The organism is Candidatus Stoquefichus massiliensis AP9 (assembly GCF_000455285.1).
GTDB classification, from domain to species: Bacteria; Bacillota_I; Bacilli_A; order Erysipelotrichales; family Coprobacillaceae; genus Stoquefichus; species Stoquefichus massiliensis.
Window position 1 is genome coordinate 91,135 of the sequence record NZ_HG005287.1, and the last position, 23,765, is coordinate 114,899.

The 23,765-nt window shown below is 32.7% G+C and carries 19 protein-coding genes, 1 pseudogene and 1 other annotated feature (1 of these 21 running past the window's edge); of the genes and pseudogenes, 3 read left to right on the forward strand and 17 right to left on the reverse strand.

The genetic code is table 11. From position 1 onward, the window contains the following. The 5 genes and pseudogenes from BN350_RS18650 to BN350_RS06440 form a co-directional block, all read right to left on the reverse strand. Positions 1–645, reverse strand: a 645-nt coding sequence (locus BN350_RS18650; RefSeq protein WP_044600199.1) for a substrate-binding domain-containing protein, incomplete at its 3' end; no start/stop codon positions are given. A gap of 91 nt (positions 646–736) precedes the next feature. Further along, a complete protein-coding gene (locus BN350_RS06420) occupies positions 737–3,058 on the reverse strand; it encodes an HAD-IC family P-type ATPase (protein ID WP_028042856.1) in 2,322 nt (773 codons plus the stop codon). Between the two features lie 182 nt (positions 3,059–3,240). Continuing rightward, positions 3,241–3,519: a PTS sugar transporter subunit IIB gene (locus BN350_RS06425; protein ID WP_196802951.1), complete on the reverse strand. Its 279-nt coding sequence runs from the start codon at positions 3,517–3,519 to the stop codon at positions 3,241–3,243. Then, positions 3,512–4,918 (reverse strand): annotated as a pseudogene (locus BN350_RS18655) (glycoside hydrolase family 1 protein); the annotation flags it as partial. The pseudogene BN350_RS18655 and the gene BN350_RS06425, both read right to left, overlap by 8 nt. Positions 4,919–5,240: 322 nt before the next feature. Then, complete coding sequence (locus tag BN350_RS06440; RefSeq protein ID WP_028042858.1) at positions 5,241–6,611, reverse strand: PTS sugar transporter subunit IIC; 1,371 nt, start codon at positions 6,609–6,611, stop codon at positions 5,241–5,243. Between the two features lie 180 nt (positions 6,612–6,791). Between BN350_RS06440 and BN350_RS06445 the strand changes: the two genes are divergently transcribed. The 3 genes from BN350_RS06445 (at position 6,792) to BN350_RS06455 (ending at position 9,015) form a co-directional block, all read left to right on the forward strand. Next, positions 6,792–7,511: a 6-phosphogluconolactonase gene (locus BN350_RS06445; RefSeq protein ID WP_028042859.1), complete on the forward strand. Its 720-nt coding sequence runs from the start codon at positions 6,792–6,794 to the stop codon at positions 7,509–7,511. Between the two features lie 83 nt (positions 7,512–7,594). Next, positions 7,595–8,161: an RDD family protein gene (locus BN350_RS06450; RefSeq protein ID WP_044600175.1), complete on the forward strand. Its 567-nt coding sequence runs from the start codon at positions 7,595–7,597 to the stop codon at positions 8,159–8,161. 59 nt (positions 8,162–8,220) lie between these two features. Next, the gene (locus tag BN350_RS06455; RefSeq protein WP_028042861.1) at positions 8,221–9,015 is read left to right on the forward strand and encodes a MurR/RpiR family transcriptional regulator; all 795 of its coding nucleotides are present in this window, start codon (positions 8,221–8,223) and stop codon (positions 9,013–9,015) included. A gap of 26 nt (positions 9,016–9,041) precedes the next feature. On the opposite strand, the gene BN350_RS18660 is transcribed toward BN350_RS06455, so the two are convergent. The 12 genes from BN350_RS18660 to leuA form a co-directional block, all read right to left on the reverse strand. Continuing rightward, complete coding sequence (locus BN350_RS18660) at positions 9,042–9,317, reverse strand: hypothetical protein (RefSeq protein WP_044600200.1); 276 nt, start codon at positions 9,315–9,317, stop codon at positions 9,042–9,044. Continuing rightward, positions 9,271–9,963 carry a hypothetical protein gene (locus tag BN350_RS06465; RefSeq protein ID WP_028042862.1) on the reverse strand — a complete coding sequence of 231 codons (693 nt, stop codon included), beginning with the start codon at positions 9,961–9,963 and terminating at the stop codon, positions 9,271–9,273. The genes BN350_RS18660 and BN350_RS06465 overlap by 47 nt, the downstream gene beginning before the upstream one ends. 82 nt (positions 9,964–10,045) lie before the next feature. Beyond that, on the reverse strand, positions 10,046–10,678 hold the full coding sequence (locus BN350_RS06470) for a TetR/AcrR family transcriptional regulator (RefSeq protein ID WP_028042863.1): 633 nt from the start codon (positions 10,676–10,678) through the stop codon (positions 10,046–10,048). A gap of 153 nt (positions 10,679–10,831) precedes the next feature. Continuing rightward, entirely contained in the window at positions 10,832–13,246 is a 2,415-nt protein-coding gene (locus tag BN350_RS06475; protein ID WP_028042864.1) for a YwqG family protein, read from the reverse strand. Between the two features lie 690 nt (positions 13,247–13,936). Next, positions 13,937–15,613, reverse strand: coding sequence for a biosynthetic-type acetolactate synthase large subunit (gene ilvB / locus BN350_RS06480; protein ID WP_028042865.1), 1,677 nt, complete (start codon positions 15,611–15,613; stop codon positions 13,937–13,939). A gap of 18 nt (positions 15,614–15,631) precedes the next feature. After that, the gene (gene ilvD / locus BN350_RS06485) at positions 15,632–17,296 is read right to left on the reverse strand and encodes a dihydroxy-acid dehydratase (protein WP_028042866.1); all 1,665 of its coding nucleotides are present in this window, start codon (positions 17,294–17,296) and stop codon (positions 15,632–15,634) included. 14 nt (positions 17,297–17,310) lie between these two features. Further along, positions 17,311–18,393, reverse strand: coding sequence for a 3-isopropylmalate dehydrogenase (leuB, locus tag BN350_RS06490; RefSeq protein ID WP_028042867.1), 1,083 nt, complete (start codon positions 18,391–18,393; stop codon positions 17,311–17,313). A 4-nt stretch (positions 18,394–18,397) separates the two neighbouring features. Beyond that, entirely contained in the window at positions 18,398–18,892 is a 495-nt protein-coding gene (gene leuD / locus BN350_RS06495; protein WP_028042868.1) for a 3-isopropylmalate dehydratase small subunit, read from the reverse strand. A gap of 1 nt (position 18,893) precedes the next feature. Continuing rightward, positions 18,894–20,165, reverse strand: coding sequence for a 3-isopropylmalate dehydratase large subunit (gene leuC / locus BN350_RS06500; RefSeq protein ID WP_028042869.1), 1,272 nt, complete (start codon positions 20,163–20,165; stop codon positions 18,894–18,896). Positions 20,166–20,246: 81 nt separating this feature from the next. Beyond that, the gene (gene ilvC / locus BN350_RS06505) at positions 20,247–21,263 is read right to left on the reverse strand and encodes a ketol-acid reductoisomerase (protein ID WP_028042870.1); all 1,017 of its coding nucleotides are present in this window, start codon (positions 21,261–21,263) and stop codon (positions 20,247–20,249) included. A 16-nt stretch (positions 21,264–21,279) separates the two neighbouring features. Continuing rightward, positions 21,280–21,792 carry an acetolactate synthase small subunit gene (ilvN, locus tag BN350_RS06510; protein WP_028042871.1) on the reverse strand — a complete coding sequence of 171 codons (513 nt, stop codon included), beginning with the start codon at positions 21,790–21,792 and terminating at the stop codon, positions 21,280–21,282. A gap of 3 nt (positions 21,793–21,795) precedes the next feature. Next, a complete protein-coding gene (leuA, locus tag BN350_RS06515) occupies positions 21,796–23,481 on the reverse strand; it encodes a 2-isopropylmalate synthase (RefSeq protein WP_028042872.1) in 1,686 nt (561 codons plus the stop codon). A 63-nt stretch (positions 23,482–23,544) separates the two neighbouring features. Continuing rightward, positions 23,545–23,765, reverse strand: a binding site (T-box leader) (it continues 36 nt past the right edge of the window).

Below are 23,765 nucleotides of genomic sequence, written 5' to 3' on the forward strand. Positions count from 1 at the left end.
ACTTAATATTTTCTCCATTAATGGCATCGCTAGTTCTAATTGACCTTCACACTCACCTTCATTAACAATTTGGTATTGTGGATATAGTTGAATTGTATCCAAGAAACCATCAATACGATCTTTAGCTGATTTGGCTGTTGTATGTTTCAATAAAACAATATTTGCCTGACTCAGTCTTTTCATCATATCTTTTGCACATTGAACACCAGCATCATAATTATCAGAAACAATTGTACAATTCACCAATTGTTCATCTAACACAGGTGCATCCACGACAATGACTGGAATATTTGCTTTTTTTGCTGCTTCAATAGCTGGTTTGATTTTTTGTGAATCTATAGGATTCACAAAAATGCCATCTACTCGCTGTTTAATAAAAGAATAGATCTGCTGATTTTGTTTATCAACATCTAAGGCAGGATCAAGAGTCATTAATTGATCTCCATTCTCTTCAACAACTTTTTGAATTTCATTATTAATGACTTCATAAAAAGGATTATTCATCGTCATATATGTCACTCCAAAAACTTTACGAGTAGTAGAACGTGTATCAAAATAACTTGTTAAAATAATCCCAATAACCATAGCAGTTATTGTTATAATAATTCCTAAAACAGCTTTTTTATTCTTTTCATGTTGTTCCATAACATCACCCTACTTTTTTTCATTCTATCATGATTTATGTCATAGAGAAAAGTGACAAAAGTCATAAAATAGAAAAAACGAGTGATTTTCATCACTCGACAATATCTTTATCTAAATAACGATTTATAAAGAAAGAAATGATTGTTGCTAAAATAATACCAGCCCCTACAATAAAAAGTATATATTGTATAAGCACTGTCGTCATTGGTGCTAGTTGTAACCAATTCCAAAATAGGCATGTTGCAATAATAAAACCAATCACATCTAAAACAAGAACGAATCCACGATACCAATTTATTGGACAATAAATACGATAAATTAAGTGAATAGCAAGCATTGCTGTGGAGAAATAAAGGATGGTAAATAACTCATTTAAATCTAATCCTAATTTGCTTGATAAAACACTCATGACAATAACACTTATAATAACAGATACAGCATTAGGTACTGAATATCTTAAGGTATGTCTTGCAATAGATTCTTTTTGTTTATTAATATTCTTTTCAAAGAGTATCATAAATGATGGAAAACCTTCTACAAAGTTATCTAATAAGGTCATTTGGAAAGGAATAAATGGATATGGCATATTTAAAAGGACCATTGCTATTGCAATAAAGATTGTATAGATTGTTTTTAAATAATACATAGATGCTGAACGTTCAACATTGTTCGTATCTAAACGTCCCTCTTTCACAACATCTACCATCGTTGATAATTCACCATTAATCACAACAAACTGAGATATCTGTTTCGCTGCATCAGATCCTGAACCCATAGCAATAGAAACATCTGCATCTTTTAAAGCTAAAACATCATTAACACCATCACCTGTCATGCCTACTTTATATTGATGTTTTTGTAGTGCTAAAATCATCTTATGTTTTTGATATGGTGTTGCACGACCTATAACATTGTATTCCATAATTGCTGATTCTATATCTTCATCACTTTCAAGTGTTGTTGCATCTAAATAATGTGTTGGATTCTTGATACCTGCCTGTAATGCTAATGCACTTACTGTCACTGGATTATCTCCTGATATCACTTTCACTTGTACATCATTTTCTTGGAAGAAAGCAATTGTTTCATGCGCATCGACACGTAATGGATCAAGAATAATAATACATGCTAATGGAGTCGCATATTCAAGATGATCTTGAAATGTTTGAAAATCCTGATAATGTGCAACCAACAAAACACGAGCACCTTTTTGTTTTGCAGACTCAGCACTTTTAGGTAACTTTAAACTTGGAATAATAAATTCTGGTGCTCCAACAATAATCGTCCCTACCCCATCTAATAATGAAGCACTCCACTTTCGAGCTGATGAGAATGAAACCCTATCTATTGTTTCATACTTTGCATTCCCTTGAAAATATGTTGATAATGTTTGAAAAGTTGCATTATTATCTAAACTTCCATTGACAAATGAAGTCATAATATCTATCGTATCAAAAGGCAATGAATGCTCAAAAGGAATCACAGATTGAACTTCCATTTTTCCTTGTGTTAATGTTCCTGTTTTATCTAAACACAAAACATCAACATGAGATAATGTTTCAATACTAAACATCTCCTGCACTAATACTTCTTTTTTACCCAATCGTACAACACTGGCTGCCATAGATACACTTGTTAATAAAACCAACCCTTTAGGTAACATCCCTAACAATGCTGTTGAAGTATTGACAATAGCCATAGTTATAGATTCATCACGAACTATTAATGCCTGATAAAGCATAAGAATACTTAAAGGTAAAACAAGTAAACTTGTTAATTTTGTTACCTTATTAAAGAAAGTGATCAACTCAGAAGTCACTGGTTTACGAATTCTAGCTTCATTAGCAATCTTTGTGGCATAGTTATCAATACCTACATGCTCGACTTGTGCATGACATGCTCCTGAGACAATAAAACTTCCAGATAAAAGATGATCTCCAACTTTTTTAAGTACTGGGTCAACCTCACCAGTTAACAAAGATTCATCAACTTCTACATTTGTATCTAACACAATAGCATCTGCAGAAATTTGTTGTCCAGTTTCTAAATAAATAACATCGTTTAAAACGATCTCTTCATTATCAATATCTAAGAGTTCTTGATTTCTCAAAACTTTCGTTTTAGGAGAAATAATGAGATTTAATTTAGCTACCATATTACGAGATCTTATTTCTTGATAAATCCTAATGACTGTATTTGATGTTACAATCACTACAAAGAATAAACTAGACCATGCTCGAACTGCAATAAGTGCACATGCAATGACAAAGTTATAAGCATTAAATAGATTAAATACATGTTCAATAACGATTTGTTTATTACTTTTAACCAATGGCTTAACTGCTCTATTCACATGCCCTTGCTGTTTTTGATATTCAACTTCCTGATTTGTTAAACCTGTTATTTTTTTCATAATCACACCCACTTTTAGATATCAATTTATCATATTTTTCCATATATAGAAACTCTTTAATCAAAATTTTACTCAATCTTAACATAAATATATGGAAATACCATGAATATTTGCCAAAGAATTTCTAAAGAAAAATGAAAAATTCCTAGGACAATACACTTCTTAGGAATTTTATATAACTTTTAATTTTTATTCTTTATCACATCAATCGCTTGTTGCAAAACCTTTTGTCCATCTAACATTCCATAAGCAACTGAATCAATAATTGTAATAGGAATTTCATGATGAGTCATCTTCTCAAATCTTTCTTTTTGATATCTAATTTGTGGTGCTAACAAAATAACATCATAAGCAGTCGAAATCTGACTAAATTCATCTCGCCCTAATGCTTCAATTTCCACTAACATATTCATTTCAATCGCAGCATCTTGCATATTTGTCACCAATACACTACTAGACATCCCACTCGAACATATAATTAATATTCTCATTATCCATTAAACATTTACCATGACTTTGTATAACATTCTTATACCAATCAAATGAATCCTTTTTATAACGCTGATAACTTCCTTGACCCAAATCATCTCTGTCTACATAGATAAAACCATAACGTTTTTTCATTTCACCAGTACCACCACTAATCATATCGATGGGACCCCATACAAGATATCCCATAACCTCAATATGTTCTTCAAGTGCTTTGAAAACCACTTTAAGATGATCACTTAAATATTGTATACGATAATCATCATGAATCTTTAAATCCCCTTGACATTGTTCAGGAACATCCTCTTCTCCTAGCCCATTTTCAACTATAAACAATGGCTTATGATAACATGTATAAAGTTCTTTTAAAGAAATATATAAACCCATTGGATCCTTTGTCCAACCCCACTTTGAACGTTCTAAATAAGGATTGACTGTTGATTCAAATAAGTTTCCATCTGTTTTCTTTAACTCTTTATCAAATGAAACAAGACTACTTGAATAATAACTCAATGCAAGAAAATCAGAGACACCTTGTTTTAAAATATCTAGATCACCTTCTTTTATTTCAATATTGACATTGAATTGATTCCATAGAGATTGCGCATAATAGTTGTATTCACCATTCATAAATACATCTGTATAATAATAAATTCTTCTTTCCATTTCCTCCATATTCAAACAAATATCTTGAGGATCACATGTATAGGGATAAGATAATTGATAAGCCACCATTCCACCAATTTTAGCATCGGGAATCATTTCATGACAAGCAATGACTGCTTTAGCACTAGCTATCAACTGGTGATGTGCTGCCTGATAAAGAGTTGTCATCATATTCTCGTTATCTTCAACTACAAACCCAGCTAACACACTATATTTACCTGGAACAAATGTTCCAGCATCAGTCACTCCATTCATTTCATTAAACGGAATCCAATATTTCACTTTCTTTTTATATCTTTGAAAAACAGTACGACAATATTTTTCAAACAGATCAATAACATGTCTATTTTTCCAGCCATGATATCGTGTCACTATATCTAAAGGTGTTTCAAAATGATAAAGCGTTACCAATGGTTCAATATGATGTTTTAATAATTCATCAAGGAGATGATCATAAAATTGTAAACCTTCTTCATCATCACCATGAGGGAAGATACGTGGCCAGGCAATCGATATTCTTAAACAACGAAATTCCATTTCAGCTAATAACTGAATATCTTCTTGATATCGGTGATAAAAATCAATACCAACACGATTTGGATAATATGTATTCTCATCAGTTACAAACTGATAATCATCATAAAAACAGCTAGACATACCTTTTGTATAAAAATCATAAGTTGCAAGTCCTTTACCACCTTCATTCCATGCTCCTTCAGACTATAAAGCAGACATAGCTCCACCAATCAAGAAATCATCTGAAAATGTCATCATGATTGTTTCTCCTGAGAAAGTTTTTCTTTCTTTAACAAATCTTTATCATATGCTTTAAAAAATGGGAGATAAATAAAGATCTGAATCACCAAAATAAGTAATTGTAAAACTGTTTCCTGCCATCCATCATTCCCCATCAGAATTGCAAATGACAAAATAACATCATTTTATGTCAAAAAATCCTAAGAAGTCATAAACTTCTTAGGACATCAGATGAAGAATAATCATTGTGTGTGATGAATCTTCTCATATGTTATATATTTTTGAGTTGATTTTCCTCATCTAATTTTTGTTTTTCCATTAATTTGAAGAATGGATAATAAAGACAAATATCTAATAAAATTAAACCAATAACCATAATTCCTGCTCTAACATCCATACAACCCAATGCTGCACCTAATGGGGCAGGTGTTGTCCATGGTGTCTCAATAATTCCTTTTCCAACAATATTGAATGTCATACAAGTATAAGCAATAATGGAATTCACAACTGGAACAAAGATAAATGGAATCATCATCAATGGGTTTAATACCATTGGTAAACCAAAGATAATTGGTTCATTAATATTAAAGATAGCTGGTCCAATTGATAATTTTCCAAGTGTCTTTAATTCAACAGATTTAGATCTTAATAAAAGAATACATAATCCAAGTGTGGCCCCTCCACCACCAAGGGTAATGACATAAGACCAAAATGGTTGTGTAAAGAAATGAGCAATTGGTTCTCCTGCACTAAATGCTGTAATATTCGCAACTAGATACATTTGCATAAATGGTAAACGAATTGGTTGCGTAATACTTGCACCGTGTAATCCAAAGAACCAGAATGTTTGTGCTAAAATCGTAATTAAGCATATTCCTAATAATGAATCCAAACCAGAAATAGCTGGGGCTAATAATGTCATAATCATACTTGGTAAGAGTTCCCCACTGATATTTTGTACAAATAATGACAATGCATAGAAAACAATAACACAAACAAAGAGTGGCATAATAGCATCAAAAGATGAACTGATTGCTGGTGGAACACCTTCTGGCATCTTAAAGCGAATATTCTTTTTTAACATAAAATGCATAATTTCTACACAACCAATAGAAACAATAATGGCACTAAATATTCCTTTAGCATCTAAAAATGTTGTTGGAATATAATTGCCTGCCTTGGTTAAAAGATCTGCAACATTTGTACCTTCACTCATCAGACTCGCAGGTACTGCTGAAACAACTGGTGATGATACAATTAAAAAAACTGCGGTAGAAACAATGGCGGCATTCAATGTTGCCATTTCATATTTCTTTGCCAAATGATAAGCAATTGCAAATGCAACAAACAATCCCATCAATGCCATTGTCATATTGTATGGAACCTGTAGCATTGCTTTATTCGCTTGTGCCCAATTGTACCATCCCATCAACATATCACTTACAAATCCCCAATTTGGTAATGTCTCTGGTTTAAATGGTGGTGTTGAAATAATCAAACAAACGCCACCTAAAATAGATAGTGGAATTGCAACAACCATTCCATCACGAATTGCAGCAAGATGTCTTTGATTCCCCAACTTATTTGCAATTGGAACTAGTGTACGATCTGCAAGTTCATTAAATCTTTCCATAAAATTCATGATTCTTTTCCTCCCTTCATGACGTACACAGATTATATAATTTTCAACACTCATAATTCAATTATTTTCCATATTGTCGAAATTATTTCCACATTGTGGAAATAAGTTGATTTCAAAACAATATATTCCCTATAATGGAGCGTGTGTGATGATAATCTTCTTGTTTAAGGAGGAAAAACAATGAAATTAATTATTGAAGAAAACGAACAAAAAATGAGTGAAAGTGCTATGCAGATTCTATTAGGTGCTATGATGCAGGATAAACGAGTGAATATCTCTCTGACTGCTGGAAAATCACCTATTCATCTTTACAAGATGATGGTTCCATATGTTAAAGATCAAGAAAAATTCAAAGATATTCAATATTATCTTTTTGATGAAGCTCCATATCTTGATAAACCACATGGTCCTAATTGGGAAGAGATGCAAGAATTATTCTTTAAAGAAGCGCATATTCCTGATGAAAGAATCCATACAACAACAATGGAAAATTGGGAAACCTATGATCAGGAAATTCGTGATGCTGGTGGGATTGATGTAATGTTAATCGGTTTAGGATTTGATGGTCATTTCTGCAGTAACTGTCCTCGCTGTACACCAATGGATAGTTATACTTATCCAATGGATCGTGCAACAAAGAATGCTGCCAATCCAACATACCCAGCCAAACCACATTTACCTGTTACACTGACAATGGGCCCAAAAAGTTTAATGCGTGTGAAACATCTGGTTATGATTGTAACAGGAAAAGAAAAAGCACAAATCTTAAAAGATGTTTTAGATTCACCAATTACTGATGAGTTACCTTCAACTGTCTTAAAACTTCATCCAAACTTTACAGTCATCTGTGATCAAGATGCTGCATCACTTTTAAATATGGATGATTATAAAAGACTTTAATTGATTTTCAAAGGAAGATGACTTTGGTCATTTTCCTTTTTATACACATATTGCAAAATATGATCAGGAAAGAGGAAAATAATATGTCAAAAAAGAATGTACAAATGAATAAAACAGATATCATTGAAGTGAGGATGAAAAGATTTTTTGCGATGATTATTGATTGGTATTTAACCAATATGTTCGCTGTGCTACCTATTACTTTTTATTTACGTGATGGTGATTACTTACAGCCATTCATGTTTGATCTTTCACAGTATTCATTTCAGACTGGTTTTTTACTTGGACTATATGGCATTAGTATTGGTCTTATTTATTATTTATTTATTCCCTCTTTTATCTGGAAAGGCCAAACGCTGGGTAAAAAAATATGTAAAATCCATGTCGTTAGTGAAAAACAAGAGGAAATCACTTTTAAAACAATGTGTATAAGAGAATTATTAGGAGCTATCTTATTAGAGGGTGGCATTGTCATAAGTGCAACATATATAAGAAAGATCATGCCATTAGTTGGTTTGAGTTCTTTCGTTACTCCCTTAAAATATATTGCCTATGCACTCACAATCCTATCTATTCTTTATGCTTATTTTCAGCCAAACTCACAATCCTTTCACGATAAATTCGCAAAAACAGTTGTTATCAAGAAATAAATTGTATTCTTTTCCTTTTCGTGCTATATATTATATATATGTCGAAAAGAGGAAGAAAGATGTTTAACTTAATGATTATTCTGCTATCTACCATTAACAGTGAACCAAAAGATTCAAATAATTATAAAATCGCAAAGTTTATTATTGAAAACATCCATGATTTAGAGGAATTTTCTTTAACAGATTTTGCTCAGCATTGCTATGTTTCAAATTCTAGTATTTCTCGTTTTTGTAGAGACATTGGTTTAAGAGACTTTAGTGCATTAAAAACGCAAATCGCAAGATATGCGATTGAACATGCTCATGCGAAGGGTAAATTTGATTTTAAAGAATTTGATGCACCAACTTTACCACAATCTTATATTTTAAGTGTGATAGATAACTTAAAAAGACTTTATCAAAGTTCATTTGAAAAAGACTTAAATGATTTGGTTAAAGATATTCATCAATATAAAAATGTTGCAGCATTTGGATATATGCAATCTGAAAATGTTGCATTAAATTTGCAGTATGATTTACAAACAAATGGAAAAATCCTTTTTACCTGTATTAAGTTTATTGATCAGGTAGAATATATCAATCATGCTGATGAAGACACATTAATTATTATTTTCTCTGAGTCTGGAACATATTTCGATCGTGTTTTTCAACGTACTAAACCTTTCAAACAGTTAAAGAATAAACCTAAAATCTATATGATTACTTCCAATTTTAGTGTGACTCTGCCTTATATCGATGGTTATATTCGTTATCAAAGTCGTAGAGATTTTGCAAGTCATCCTTATCCTCTAATGATTATTACTGATTTAATATGTGTTCAATATGCAAAAATATTACAAGATAATTGTCAATAGAAAAATGATTTCTCAAAAAGCAGAAATCATTTTTGTTTATAATGATGGATATAATTAGATAAAATTGTGATACTCCCAGCCAAAAGAGTTCCTATAGCCCACAAACTTTTTCCCATCACGCATTGTATAACACCAATACATACCAAACTTTCACCAATCATCGTTCCAATTGTTGTTCCGATTTTATCTACTTTCTTTGATGGATGACGCATTTTTTGCGATTGTAATAATGCAGATTGAGTCATTTGATGTGATTTATTGATTGCTTTCTTTGTGAGTTCGTCCATTTTCTTCTCTACCATTTTCTTTCTCCTCTTTTCTTTGATTGAAACTAACTGTGTTATACAATAAGATGCTTGCTATGAATGTGGAAATAACGAGAATCATCCATGTATATTGACTTTCATTGATTGTTATATTTCCATAGATAGGAACCAAAAGAATTGTACTTATAAAAATCATTAATGATGATTTTTTTAAAAGACCAATTCCCATAGACATCATACCAATCATGCAAACTGATACTATAGAAACCAAAATCATTTGTATGATTTCTATTGATAATTGTATTGTGAAGGTATCTGGTATAAAATGCATAAAACTCTCTAATAACATAAATAGTCCTATTGGCATCACTGTGCATAACAACATTGATGCCAAGAGAAAAGAATACATTGACACAACTCTATGAAATAATGTGTTCTCCTGATAATCAGATTGATTATATAAGTATGGTTTCATTATAAAGTTATGAGACATGATAGCACTCAAAATACAAAATGATATGAGGCTAACTCCTAATGTTAATCTCAAAATATTTTTATAAGTGTGAAACTCAAATACATCTTCTACATTTGTTACAAGAACAACAAAATAAATAAACACAAATAAACCAATACCTAATCCCAAAACAACCTTTGAATATTTTTCTAAATCCTTTCTTCCCATCTTTATTTTCCTCCATTTAAAACCGACCGTTGGTTTCTATATATTTTTAAGAAAAGACTGTTTTATAACAGTCATGAAAGACTTACCATCTATATGATTCGATTATCGCATCAATAAAAGCATCATCAATAATATCTAATCCTAATTGTGCCATCATAAACTTTAAGTAAACCAATCGTTCTTTTGTCTCTATAGCATTTCTTCCAAACAAAACAGGATTTGCCCAATAATTCAATAAGATTAAAAAAACTTCTGAACATAATTCTGGTTGAGCAGTATGAAGAGAACCATCTTTTATTCCTGCTTTGATTAACTCACAGATAATAGGAGCATCTTTTTTAACAGCGGTTTGTATTCCGTTAACCACAAAATGGGAATGAATATGTGAACTTAAGACCGTATCAAATGCTTGTGTTTGTGTATCTGTCACCAGATGATATAAAATCTTCTTTAATTTTTCTTTTGTGTTCTCAGCAGTGGTATTCTGAATCAGATCATACAATCTATCAATGACATACTGAGTCCTTTTTTGCATCACAGCTTCAAGGATTTCTTCTTTTGATTTAAAATGATGATAAAGTCCACCTTTAGATAAATTCATAGTATTTAATATATCTTGTATACTTGTCTGTTCATATCCTTTTTCCATAAAAAGTTGAGTAGCTGTCGCTATGATTTTTTCTAATGTTTCTTCTGGATGTTTATTTCTAGCCATAATACCTCCTCGTATACAGACTATCGGTCTGTATACATCATAACAACTTCTTTATGAGAAGTCAATATGAATTATATACAAAGGAGTTATATCTCAATAGAAAGCATTTCATAATTTCCTCCGCATTAATCAAAAAAGACAGACTTTCTCTGCCTAATAACAATCCCAATCATAAACAACATGATCAAATCTTCGATTAACCAAGTCATCTTTTGTCATATAGAAATGACATGTTCCATAATCTCCCCACATCATATATTCTTCATCACTTACAAGCTGCAATAAAATCACCTGCTCATCATTTCTAGGATCTTCTTGGGCAAAATAACCTTGTCCTCCTAATTTATTACATATTGCTGTTGCACTACATTCATCATATATTTGTTCCATTAATAAGTCATTATTCATGAAATCATCTAGTAATGATGTATCTTTAAGTGATTGTAATTTTTCTAGAAAATGATAATCCGATGAAGAGAGTCCAACTTCCTCAGTCCATAAAAGTTTCAACTTTGTTTCTTTGAGAATAGGAGAATCTTCATAAAAGATATGTTCTATATCTTGGAGATGATCTTGTTGATAATCAACTGTCTCATGATAAATCACTTTGTATTTTAAACTGTCTGTATTTCCATCAAAATCACATCCATAACAATCATCTACTTTTATAAAGAATTGGAGCATACCATGTGTTGGATAATCTGATATTCCTGATCCTTCAAATTCATCAAAATTGATTTGTAATAATAACATGAGTGGTTCATCGCCATATTTAGGTATATCTTGACCTTTTAATAAATAAGGAACTCCACCCAATTGACTATTATAGCGTGTTGGTTGTTCATCAACACATTCTAATTTTATGATAGGTTCTACATATGTTTTCAATGCATCAAACAAAGAATCTAACTGATACTCTTCAACAATTTCATAAACTTCATTATTTTTAACAACCATACTTTCTTTACGATGTATAACATATCGTACTATAAGATAGAATGACTTTGCGACTTCAATAGCAATAATTAATAATAATAACTGACATAATGCTTTTTGAAAACCCTTTATAAAACTTCTAATTAATGTTAAAGCAACAAAAGCTAAAAAAGCATTTTTCTCATAATTATGTAATGTTCGTTCCTTATTCATTGTTAGCTTTAATCTCTTTAAATACAACGGAAACATTATAAGTTCGCCAATTACAAAAACAGCAAATATCATATATACAGTTTCTGCAGACTCACCAACAATCATACAATACCAATCTTGAACTGGCTTTATCAACACAAACCCAAGAAACAAGATCCATATACAAACCATATGATAAATCATTCTTGTATTAGGATAAGTCAGATTTTTATAATTCTTCTGTACCTGTTCATACGTACTCCAACGAATAGGACGAAAATGATTAACAGGAATCAGCGCTGCCCATATACCATAAATGAGAAAACCAATTCCAACAACAATTGTCATAAAAATATTGAAAAGAATTCCATTTTTCACATCATTATCTTCTTCATCTTTCCTATCTTCTTCTTTTTTTCTACGTATAAAACGCCTTGCTTCTAATTGCTCATATTGTTCGCTGCGATGCCAATCTTTTCCTGACCACACTTCTACTGTAAAAGGAACCTTCTCATACGTTAATCGCATTAACAGCATTTTCATAAATTTTATATCATAATACATTTTTTCATCAAATGTATAGAAAGGCATATTTTTTAATATTGCATTCATACAGATATCCCTATTGAATCCAAATTCTTCTAAAACATCAAGAGCTTTATCCAATTGTCCATCATTAACTATTGTAACTCGCGCTTTTAAAGATGTATGAGATGAACCTAAAGTTCCATCATGATAAAGTTTTTCATAATCCATAAATTCAATATTCATTTCATTATAAAATGATCTTGCGACAGCCGTTCTTCCACCTTGATAAGCTAAGAATGTCACAACAAAAGTGATTAGAATTATTTTTGGAATATCCTGTAATCCTGATCCTGCTAGAATCAAAGTGAAGAAAAATGCAATCATCAAAACAATAATCATTGTCCATTCAATATAACGAAGTGTCTTTTTTTGATAAATAACTTTCTCATTTTGGAGTTTTGCTTTTATCATGATATAACTCATTCCAATCACAATTATTGCATATAAACAAAGATAAAAACTCATATAAGATACTGGCATAATGAAATCATTATTTTCAACAATCGATGTATATATCAACATGATAAAACCTGGAATCATGGATACGAATGCAATCGGTAAATAACGTATTAGTTGATGTTTATCACTTTGATGTAAGTGTACAGAATAATTTTTATACAGTGCATACAAACATCCTATTCCCCCTACAATACAAAATAATGATAAACCAAAGAAGGCTAAGTATGTTGTATAAATCTGAATATAAGGAATAACACTTTCTAGCATCGTTATAGAAAAGAAAAGACCAACAAAGCCAAATAAAGCACACAAAAACATTGTTATCTTATAGGCATTCGTTTGATCAAATGTGTCAAGTATATCTTGTACAAATCTTTCTTTATTTTTATTCATCTCTTTTCCCCTCATTAAATAAATTCATATATCTATTATAACATAAGAAAAACTACTATAAATATAAAATCTTTTAATGAATATTCATTGACAACCACATGAATCTTAAAAAATGATTGCTATTATTCGACAAAATCCGTCATTTGTCTACATTCATTTATTATATAATATTTCTTGGATATGCATTCCACAGCATCTGACAGGTTGCTGGACGCAGACGTGCATCAGTGAGTATTCACAAAGTTTTATATTTAATGGAGGATGACATATGTATTTGAAAGCACAACACGAAAGTGAGGGTGCCAACGGATAAATAAGGAGAAACAGTAATGAGTGATCGCTTTTGGTTGGTCATTATTATTACAATTCTAGCGTTGATTTATAAATTATAAAATCAACATCCTTACACCTATAGGTTGATCACCTTTTAGGTCTATATTCGTTGTCATCCTCTCAAGCAAAAAAGAAAAGGGACGAGTTACCAGCTCTCCCTTTTCTTTTATTCCCATATAAAAATGAAAAATACATAAAACTTTTCATATGGAAACAAATTGATCATAAAATATTCGTTGTCATCTTTGACATTTACATTATACTCATAGCGAATTCCTCTTGTCAAGATTTTGAATATTTTTTCTCCCTTAATATAACAATAGCCTTGAAGACATTGATTCTTCAAGGCTATTATATTTATTCTTCTACATCTTTTTCATCAAAGACTTCATCAATTGCTGCTCCTGGAGCAACCATTGGGAAGACTTTATCATCTTCTTGAATAATACATTCAATCACAACTGGTCCATTGTAATCCATCGCTTCTTGAATAGCAGGAACAACTTCTTCTTTTGTTGTAACCTTAATGGCTTTACATCCTAAACCTTCAGCTACTTTACAGAAATCAACTTTATCATCTAAAATAGTTGCTGAATAACGTTTACCATAGAACAATGTTTGCCATTGTCTAACCATTCCTAAGACATGATTATTTAAAATAACTTCAATGATAGGAACATTATAACGAGATGCAGTTGCTAATTCATTCATGTTCATTCTAAAACATCCATCTCCAGCAATATTAAAAACATATTGATCTGGTGAAGCGTATTTAGCACCTATAGTTGCTCCTAAACCATAACCCATTGTTCCAAGTCCACCACTTGTAATCAATTGACGTGGTCTTTTATAATGGTAATATTGTGCTGCCCACATTTGGTTTTGACCAACCTCTGTACAGATAATAGCATTATTATCTGTTAAAGCTTCTATTTGTTCAATCACATATGGTCCTGTTAAAATATCTGGATTATATGATAATGGATATTGTTCTTTTAAAGCTCTGATTTCTTTTAACCATTGTGGATGATTTTGTTGTTTTAATAAGAGATTTAATGCACTTAAAACACTCTTAGCATCACCAACAATACCTAAATCAACAACGACATTCTTATTAATCTCTGCCGCATCAACATCAATATGAATAATTTTTGCATGACGAGCAAATTTCTTTGCATTTCCAGTCACACGATCACTAAATCTTGCTCCTACAACAATTAATAAATCACATTGTGAAACACCTAAGTTACTCGCTTTAGTTCCGTGCATTCCTAACATTCCAGTATATCGTGGATTGGTACCATCAAATGCCCCTTTACCCATTAATGAATCAGTAACCGGAGCATCAATTTTTTCAACGAATTCTCTTAATTCTACTGATGCATTAGCAGCTACTGCTCCACCACCAACAAAGATAAATGGCTTTTCACTTGCTTCTATCATTTCAATAGCTTGTTTTAATGTTGAAGTTGGATAAGTATAACTTCTTCTTTCGATAATTTCAGGTTCAGTTTTTATATAATCACAATGTGCTAAAGTGACATCTTTTGTAATATCAACAAGTACAGCTCCAGGTCTACCTTCTTTAGCAATCTGAAACGCTTTACGAATTGTCGGAGCTAATTCTTCCACTTTCTTAACTATAAAATTATGTTTTGTAATTGGCATTGTCACACCAGCAATATCAACTTCCTGAAAGCTGTCTTTTCCAAGCAGTGAAACAGCTTGGTTAGCAGTAATTGCAACAAGAGGAATAGAATCCATCTGAGCTGTTGCAATACCAGTAACCAGATTGGTTGCTCCTGGACCACTTGTAGCCATACATACGCCAACTTTACCAGTTGCACGAGCATAACCATCAGCTGCATGAGAAGCCCCTTGTTCATGAGAAGTCAAGACATGGTTAATCTTATCCTGATATTTATACAAACTATCGTAGATTTCAAGAATTGTTCCTCCTGGATACCCAAACACAGTGTCTACACCTTGTTCAAGCAAACATTCAACAACAATATCTGATCCTTTCATTTCCATAGTATTTCCTCCTTCTCTTTATTTAACTTTTAAAACGGCTCCCGTATTTGCTGAAGTGACCATAGAAGCATATTTCTTTAAATATCCTTTGACTTCAGGAAACTTTGGTTCCCAGTTTTTCTTTCTTTCTGCCATTTCTTCATCACTAATGAGTAATTCAATTTTATGATTTGTAATATCAATATCAATCATATCGCCTTCTTGAACAAAGGCAATTGGTCCACCAACTGCTGCTTCTGGGGAAACATGCCCAATAGAAGCCCCACGTGTTGCTCCTGAGAAACGTCCATCAGTAATTAATGCAACATCTTTATCTAATCCCATACCAGCGATTTCACTTGTTGGTGATAACATTTCACGCATTCCTGGTCCACCTTTAGGTCCCTCATAACGAATCACCACGACATCACCCGCAACAATCTTCCCAGCGCGAATAGCAGCAATGGCATCTTCTTCACAATCAAAGACTCTTGCTGGTCCCTTATGCTGCATCATTTCAGGTGCCACAGCACTTTGTTTGACAACACAACTATCAGGTGCTAAATTTCCTTTTAAGACAGCAATTCCACCTGTTTTACTATAAGGATTTGTTACTGGACGAATAATATTTTCATCAAGGTTCTCACAACCTTCAATGTTTTCTTTTAATGTCTTTGTTGTACAAGTTAAAACATCTGTATTTAATATACCTAGCTTATCCAATTCATTCATAACTGCATAAACACCACCAGCATCATTTAAATCCTCCATAAACGTATCACCAGCAGGCGCTAAATGACATAGGTTTGGTGTCTTTTTACTGATTTCATTGGCAATTTCCAAATTCAATTCAACACCAGCTTCATAAGCAATAGCTGGTAAATGTAACATAGAGTTTGTTGAACATCCTAAAGCCATATCTACAGTTAAAGCATTCATAAATGCTTTTTCATTCATAATATCTCTTGGTTTGATATCCTTTTCAACCAATTTCATAATTTGCATACCAGCATGTTTTGCTAATCTGATTCTTTCACTATAAACTGCTGGAATTGTACCATTACCTTTTAATCCCATTCCTAAAACTTCTGTTAAACAGTTCATAGAATTAGCTGTATACATACCAGAACATGATCCACATGTTGGACATGCTTTTTCTTCAATTTCTTTTAATTTTTCTTCTGTGATCTTTCCTGAGTTAAACTGACCAACAGCTTCAAACAATGAAGATAAACATGTTTGTTGTCCATCAACACGACGTCCTGCTAACATTGGCCCACCACTGACAAAGATTGTTGGAATATTAATACGAGCAGCTGCCATTAACAATCCAGGCACATTCTTATCACAGTTAGGAATCATTACCAAACCATCAAATTGATGAGCATTGGCTAAACATTCTGTACTGTCACAAATCAATTCTCTTGTCACTAATGAATATTTCATTCCTGTATGATTCATCGCAATTCCATCACATACTGCAATGGCCGGAACTTCAATTGGTGTTCCACCTGCTAAATAAATACCTTTTTTAACTGCTTCAGCAATTTTATCTAAGTTCATATGTCCAGGAACAATTTCATTATATGAATTGACAACTCCAATTAAAGGTCTAGACAATTCTTCTTCTGTCATTCCTAATGCATTAAATAAAGATCTATGAGGGGCTCTTTCTACCCCTTTTTTCACATTATCACTTTTCATATGTGACCTCCCCATTATAAATTTTCAACAATCAAATCCCCCATTTGTGAACAAGTGACTTGTTGTTTATCTTCTGACATAATATCAACTGTACGATAACCAGCCTTTAAGACTTTTTCAATCGCATCTTCAATATTTTTTGCTTCCTCATCCATATCAAATGAATAACGTAACATCATTGCTGCTGAAAGAATTGTTGCGATTGGATTCGCAATATTTTGTCCAGCAATATCAGGTGCACTCCCATGACTTGGTTCATACATACCTAATGTATCTTCTCTTAGTGATGCACTTGATAACATACCTATTGAGCCTGTCACCATACTTGCTTCATCACTTAAAATATCACCAAACATATTTTCTGTTAAAATGACATCAAATTGGCGTGGATCTTTAACCAATTGCATGGCAGCATTATCAACTAACATGTGTTCTAATTCCACTTCAGGATAATCAACAGCAACTTCATTAACAATTTTTCGCCACAAACGAGAAGTATCTAAGACATTCGCTTTATCAACACTTGTCACTTTCTTTCTGCGTTTCATTGCAATATCAAAACTGCGTTTAGCAATTCTTCTAATTTCTGATTCACTATAAACAAGATTATCATGAGCAACCATTTGCCCATCAATTTCTTTTGTTTCACGTTCACCAAAATATAAACCACCTGTTAATTCACGCATAATCATCATATCGAAACCACCTTCAGTGATTTCTTCTTTTAAAGGACAAGCTCCTTTTAATTCATCATATAAATATGCTGGTCTTAAATTTGCAAATAAACCTAATTCTTTACGCATCTTTAATAATCCAGCTTCTGGTCGAAGTGTTGGTTCTAATTGATACCAAGGTGAAGTATTGGTATCTCCTCCAATAGAACCAAGTAAAACAGCATCACTTGCTTTTGCAATTGTAATAGCTTCATCTGTTAATGGGACACCATATTTGTCAATAGATGCACCACCCATATCAATATATTGATATTCAAATGTATGTTTATATTTTTGAGCAATAGCTTCAATAACCTTTAATGCTTCATTGACAATTTCAGGTCCAATACCATCACCTTTAATGACTGCAATTTTCTTTTCCATAATTCTAACCTCTCTTCTTCTCATTGACATAGTTAACTAAGCCATTTGCTTGAATCATATTTTGTAAGAACTCAGGGAAAGGTTGAGCCTGATATTCTTTATTCTTTGTTTTATTGTAAATTTTTCCACTGTCAAAATCAATTTCAACATCATTTCCTTCATCAATATCATTTGCAGCTTCTTCACATTCTAAGATTGGAAATCCAATATTAATAGAATTACGATAGAATATTCTTGCAAAAGATTTAGCAATCACACAACTCACACCAGCTGTCTTTAAAGCCAAAGGTGCATGTTCGCGTGACGAACCACAACCAAAGTTTTTCCCAGCCACCATAATATCACCAGGATTTAAACGTTCTACAAATGTTGGATCAATATCCACCATCGCATGACTTGCAAGTTCTTTTGCATCAAATGAATTTAAATATCTTGCCGGAATAATGACATCTGTATCTACGTTATCTTCATATTTTAATACTTTACCATTTGCTTTCATCTTATTCCCCTACCTTTCTTGGATCAGCAATATAACCTGCAATTGCACTTGCCGCAGCAACTTCAGGAGAAGCCAAATAAATTAATGCTTCTGTATCACCCATTCTTCCAACAAAGTTACGATTTGTTGTTGAAACACATTTTTCACCTTTTGCCATAACACCCATATGACCACCCATACATGGTCCACAGCTTGGTGTATTAAACGCACATCCAGCCTCTACAAAGATTTCAGCCAATCCTTCTTGAATACATTGCACAAAGATTTTCTGGGTTGCTGGCACAACCATTACACGAACTCTTTCTGCCACTTGTTTTCCTTTAAGAATAGCAGCTGCTTTGCGTAAGTCACTCATACGTCCATTCGTACAAGATCCAATCACAACTTGATCTATATATACTTTTTCATCATTGTTTATTTCATCCATTGTATGCGCATTCCCTGGTAAATGCGGAAAAGCCACTGTTGGTATAATCTTTGATAAATCAATTTCAATGACTTCATCATAGACTGCATCTTCATCTGCTACATATTCTTTATATGTTTTCTTGGAATGCTTATCCATATATTCTCTTGTTTGTTCATCAACAGGGAAAATTCCATTCTTAGCCCCTGCTTCTATCGCCATATTACAAATTGTAAAACGATCATCCATTGATAATTCTTGGACCCCTTCACCAACAAATTCCATTGATTTATATAAAGCACCATCAACACCAATTTGTCCAATAATGTGTAAAATCACATCTTTTCCACTGACATAAGGCTGAAGTTTCCCTTTTAAAACAAACTTGATAGCACTTGGCACTTTAAACCATAATTCACCTGTTGCCATTCCAGTTGCTATATCTGTTGTTCCGACTCCTGTAGAAAATGCTCCTAAAGCACCATAAGTACATGTATGAGAATCCGCACCAATAATACATTCTCCAGCGACAACAATTCCTCGCTCTGGTAAAATCGCATGTTCCACACCACATTTTCCTTGTTCCATATGATGAGTTAAACATTGATTTAAAGAAAACTCTCGGATTGCTTTAGAGTTTTCTGCTGATTTAATATCTTTATTTGGTGTAAAATGATCAGGCACCAAAACAACTTTATCCTTATCAAAAACGTGATCAGCCATTTGTTTAAAAATAGGCAATGCCATAGGACCTGTAATATCATTGGCCATTACAACATCTAACTTAGCTTCAATAAGCTGTCCTGCCACAACTTCTTTTAAACCTGCATGATCTGCTAATATTTTTTGTGTCATTGTCATTGACATAATGATTTCCCCCTTTAATTCTTTGTATGTCATCACTAAAGAGTCTTTGACTCTTTACTGAACACACACAAAGTGTGTGTTTTAGTTATTAATTAATTTATCTTCATCAGACCAGCTATATAATTTTCTTACTTCTTTACCTGTCTTTTCAGAAATATGTTCAGCTGCTAATTTACGCATTGCTTTAAAGTGCGCTTGTCCACCAGCCTCAGACATATCTAATAAGAAATCTTTCGCAAAAGTTCCATCTTGAATATCAGATAAAATCTTTTTCATAGCTTTCTTTGTATCTTCTGTAATAATCTTTGGTCCTGTAATATAATCACCATATTCTGCTGTATTAGAGATAGAATATCTCATACCTTCAAATCCTGATTGGTAAATTAAATCTACAATTAATTTCATTTCATGGATACATTCAAAATATGCATTTCTTTCATCATATCCAGCTTCTACTAATGTTTCAAAACCAGCTTGCATTAAAGCACAAACTCCACCACATAAAACAGCTTGTTCACCAAATAAATCAGTTTCTGTTTCTGTTCTAAATGTTGTTTCTAGTACACCAGCTCTTGCTCCACCAATACCTAATGAATAAGCTAATGCAATATCTTGTGCTCTTCCTGTTGCATCTTGTTCTACCGCAACTAAACAAGGCACACCTTTTCCTACTTGATATTCACTACGGACTGTATGTCCAGGTCCTTTTGGAGCAACCATAGTGACATCAACATTCTTAGGTGGAACAATTTGTCCAAAATGAATATTGAAACCATGAGCAAACATTAACATGTTTCCTTCTTCTAAGTTTGGTTCAATTGATTCTTTGTATAATTTTGCTTGTAATTCATCATTGATTAAGATCATGATGATATCTGCTTTTTTAGCAGCTTCTGCTGAAGTATAGACTTCAAATCCTTGAGCTTCTGCTCTTGCCCAAGATTTAGATCCTTCATATAACCCAATAATAACGTTAACTCCAGATTCTTTTAAGTTTAATGCATGAGCATGTCCTTGAGAACCATACCCAATGATTGCTACTGTTTTACCATCTAATAAAGATAAATCACAATCAGATTCATAGAAAATTTTTGCCATTTTTTTGACCCCCTATTTATTCCTTTTCATATTTTTTTATATCAAAATCACTGAGACCTCTTGAAATACCAGCTAAACCAGTACGTACAATCTCAACGATATTGAAACCATCTAACATGGCTAATAAGCCATCAATCTTACTATGATCACCTGTCACTTCAACAACCATTGAATCAGGCGATACATCAACAATCTTTGCTCTAAAGATATCTACAATAGAAACAATATCAGCTCTTGTCGATTGATCTGCCTCAACCTTAACCATTAATAACTCACGATAAACAGATGAACTTCTTGGTAATGCAAAGATTTCAATCACATCTTCCAACTTTCTTAACTGTTTCTCAATTTGTTCAAGAATCAACTGATCCCCTTGAGCAACCACTGTCATTCTCGAAATACCTTCTGTACTTGTAGGTCCAACAGTCAGGCTGTCAATATTGTAACCTCTTCTTGCAAATAAACCACTGACTCTGGTTAAAACACCAGCACTGTTATGGACAAGAATTGATAGAATGAGTTCTTCCATAATTTATCCTTCTTTCTTTAGAATTTTATGAATACGATTCATTGCTGAAATCATTGCCTTAATTGTTGCAGTTGTAATGTTTGGATGAACACCGACACCAAATTCACAAACTGAACTTCCTTTTGGTCTTAACTGCACATAAGCAGCTGCTTTGGCAGATGATCCAGATGTTAAAGCATGTTCACTATAATCTAATAAATGTGTATATAAGAAATCTTCTGAAGAGTTCAAAGCATTCTTCACAGCATCGATTGGTCCATTTCCATAACCAATCAAAGTTTTCACTTCACCATGATCTTCAATTGTAACTTCTGCTCTTCTTTCATATTCACTATCATCTTCACTAATATCAATTAATTTCTGTCTTATAAATTTATAAGGTTCTTCATTATCAATATATTCTTTCTTAAATGTATCATAGATTCTTTCCGGTGAAACTTCACCTTCAGTTTCACTAATATTTTGAATGGCTTTCGCAAAATCAGCCTGTAATGCTTTTGGTAAATGATAACCAAAGACTGTATCCATCACAAAGGCAACACCACCTTTACCTGATTGTGAATTAATACGTACAATGGGTTCATATTGTCTATTCAAATCAGCTGGATCAATTGGTAAATAAGGAACTTCCCAAACATCTCCACCTCTTTGATGATAAGCATACATTCCTTTATTAATCGCATCTTGATGACTGCCAGAGAAAGCTGTAAAGACAAGTTGTCCTGCATAAGGATGACGAGGTGGAACTTCCATCTTTGTATCTTTTTCATAAATGGCTTTGATATGATTCATATGACTTAATTCCAACTGAGGGTCAATACCATGTGTATACATATTTAATGCTAAAGTGATGATATCTACATTTCCAGTTCTTTCGCCATTACCAAATAAAGTTCCTTCAACACGATCAGCTCCAGCTAATAAACCAAGTTCTGTTGTGGCAACACCACATCCTCTATCATTATGAGGGTGTAAACTGACAATCACACGTTCTCTGTCTTTAAAGTTACGACACATCCACTCAATTTGATCAGCATAAACATTTGGTGTATCCATTTCTACTGTTGAAGGTAAATTAATAATCACTTTATTGTCTTTTGAAGCACCCCATGTCTCCATCACTGCTTCACAAACATCTAAAGCATAATCAACTTCAGTCCCTGTAAAACTTTCTGGTGAATATTCAAGAATGACTTTCCCTTCAAATTCCTGTGATAATTCTTTTACTAATTTTGTTCCTTCTACAGCAATCTTTTTAATTTCTTCTTTGCTTTTACCAAAGACAACATCTCTTTGCAGAACTGATGTTGAATTATAAATATGAACAATCGCTTTATCTAATCCTTTTAAAGATTCAAATGTTCTTCTAATTAAATGTTCTCTTGCCTGAGTCAAGACTTGAACAGTGACATCATCAGGAATCAAATGTTCATCAATCAATAATCTTAAAAAATCATATTCAATTTGTGATGAAGAAGGAAAACCAACTTCTATTTCTTTAAAACCTAAATCCACTAATAATTGAAACATTTCCACCTTTTCTTCAATTTTCATTGGTGTAATTAATGCCTGATTCCCATCACGTAAATCAACTGAACACCAAGTTGGAGCCTTTTCAATTTCATTGTCTGGCCAAGTACGATCTTTCAATTTAATCGTTTCAAATCTCTTATACTTTTTATAGTTCATATTCCTACCTCCTATTCCCTTATAATAAAAAATCTCGTTCCTCATTATGAAAACAAATTCATAATAGAGGACGAGAGTTATTCACTTCGTGGTTCCACCTCATATTTATTATTGCCTCACAGCAATAACCTTATCAAGTACGCTTAATTCTAAGTTCATACTCTAGCGTGATAACGGTCGCAAGTTCCGTAGCAGCTTACTCCTACTGTTTCAGTGCTCCACTCAAGGATGAGTTCAATAATGTCATCACGATTCCTTTCACCAACCGAAATCTCTCTACGCAT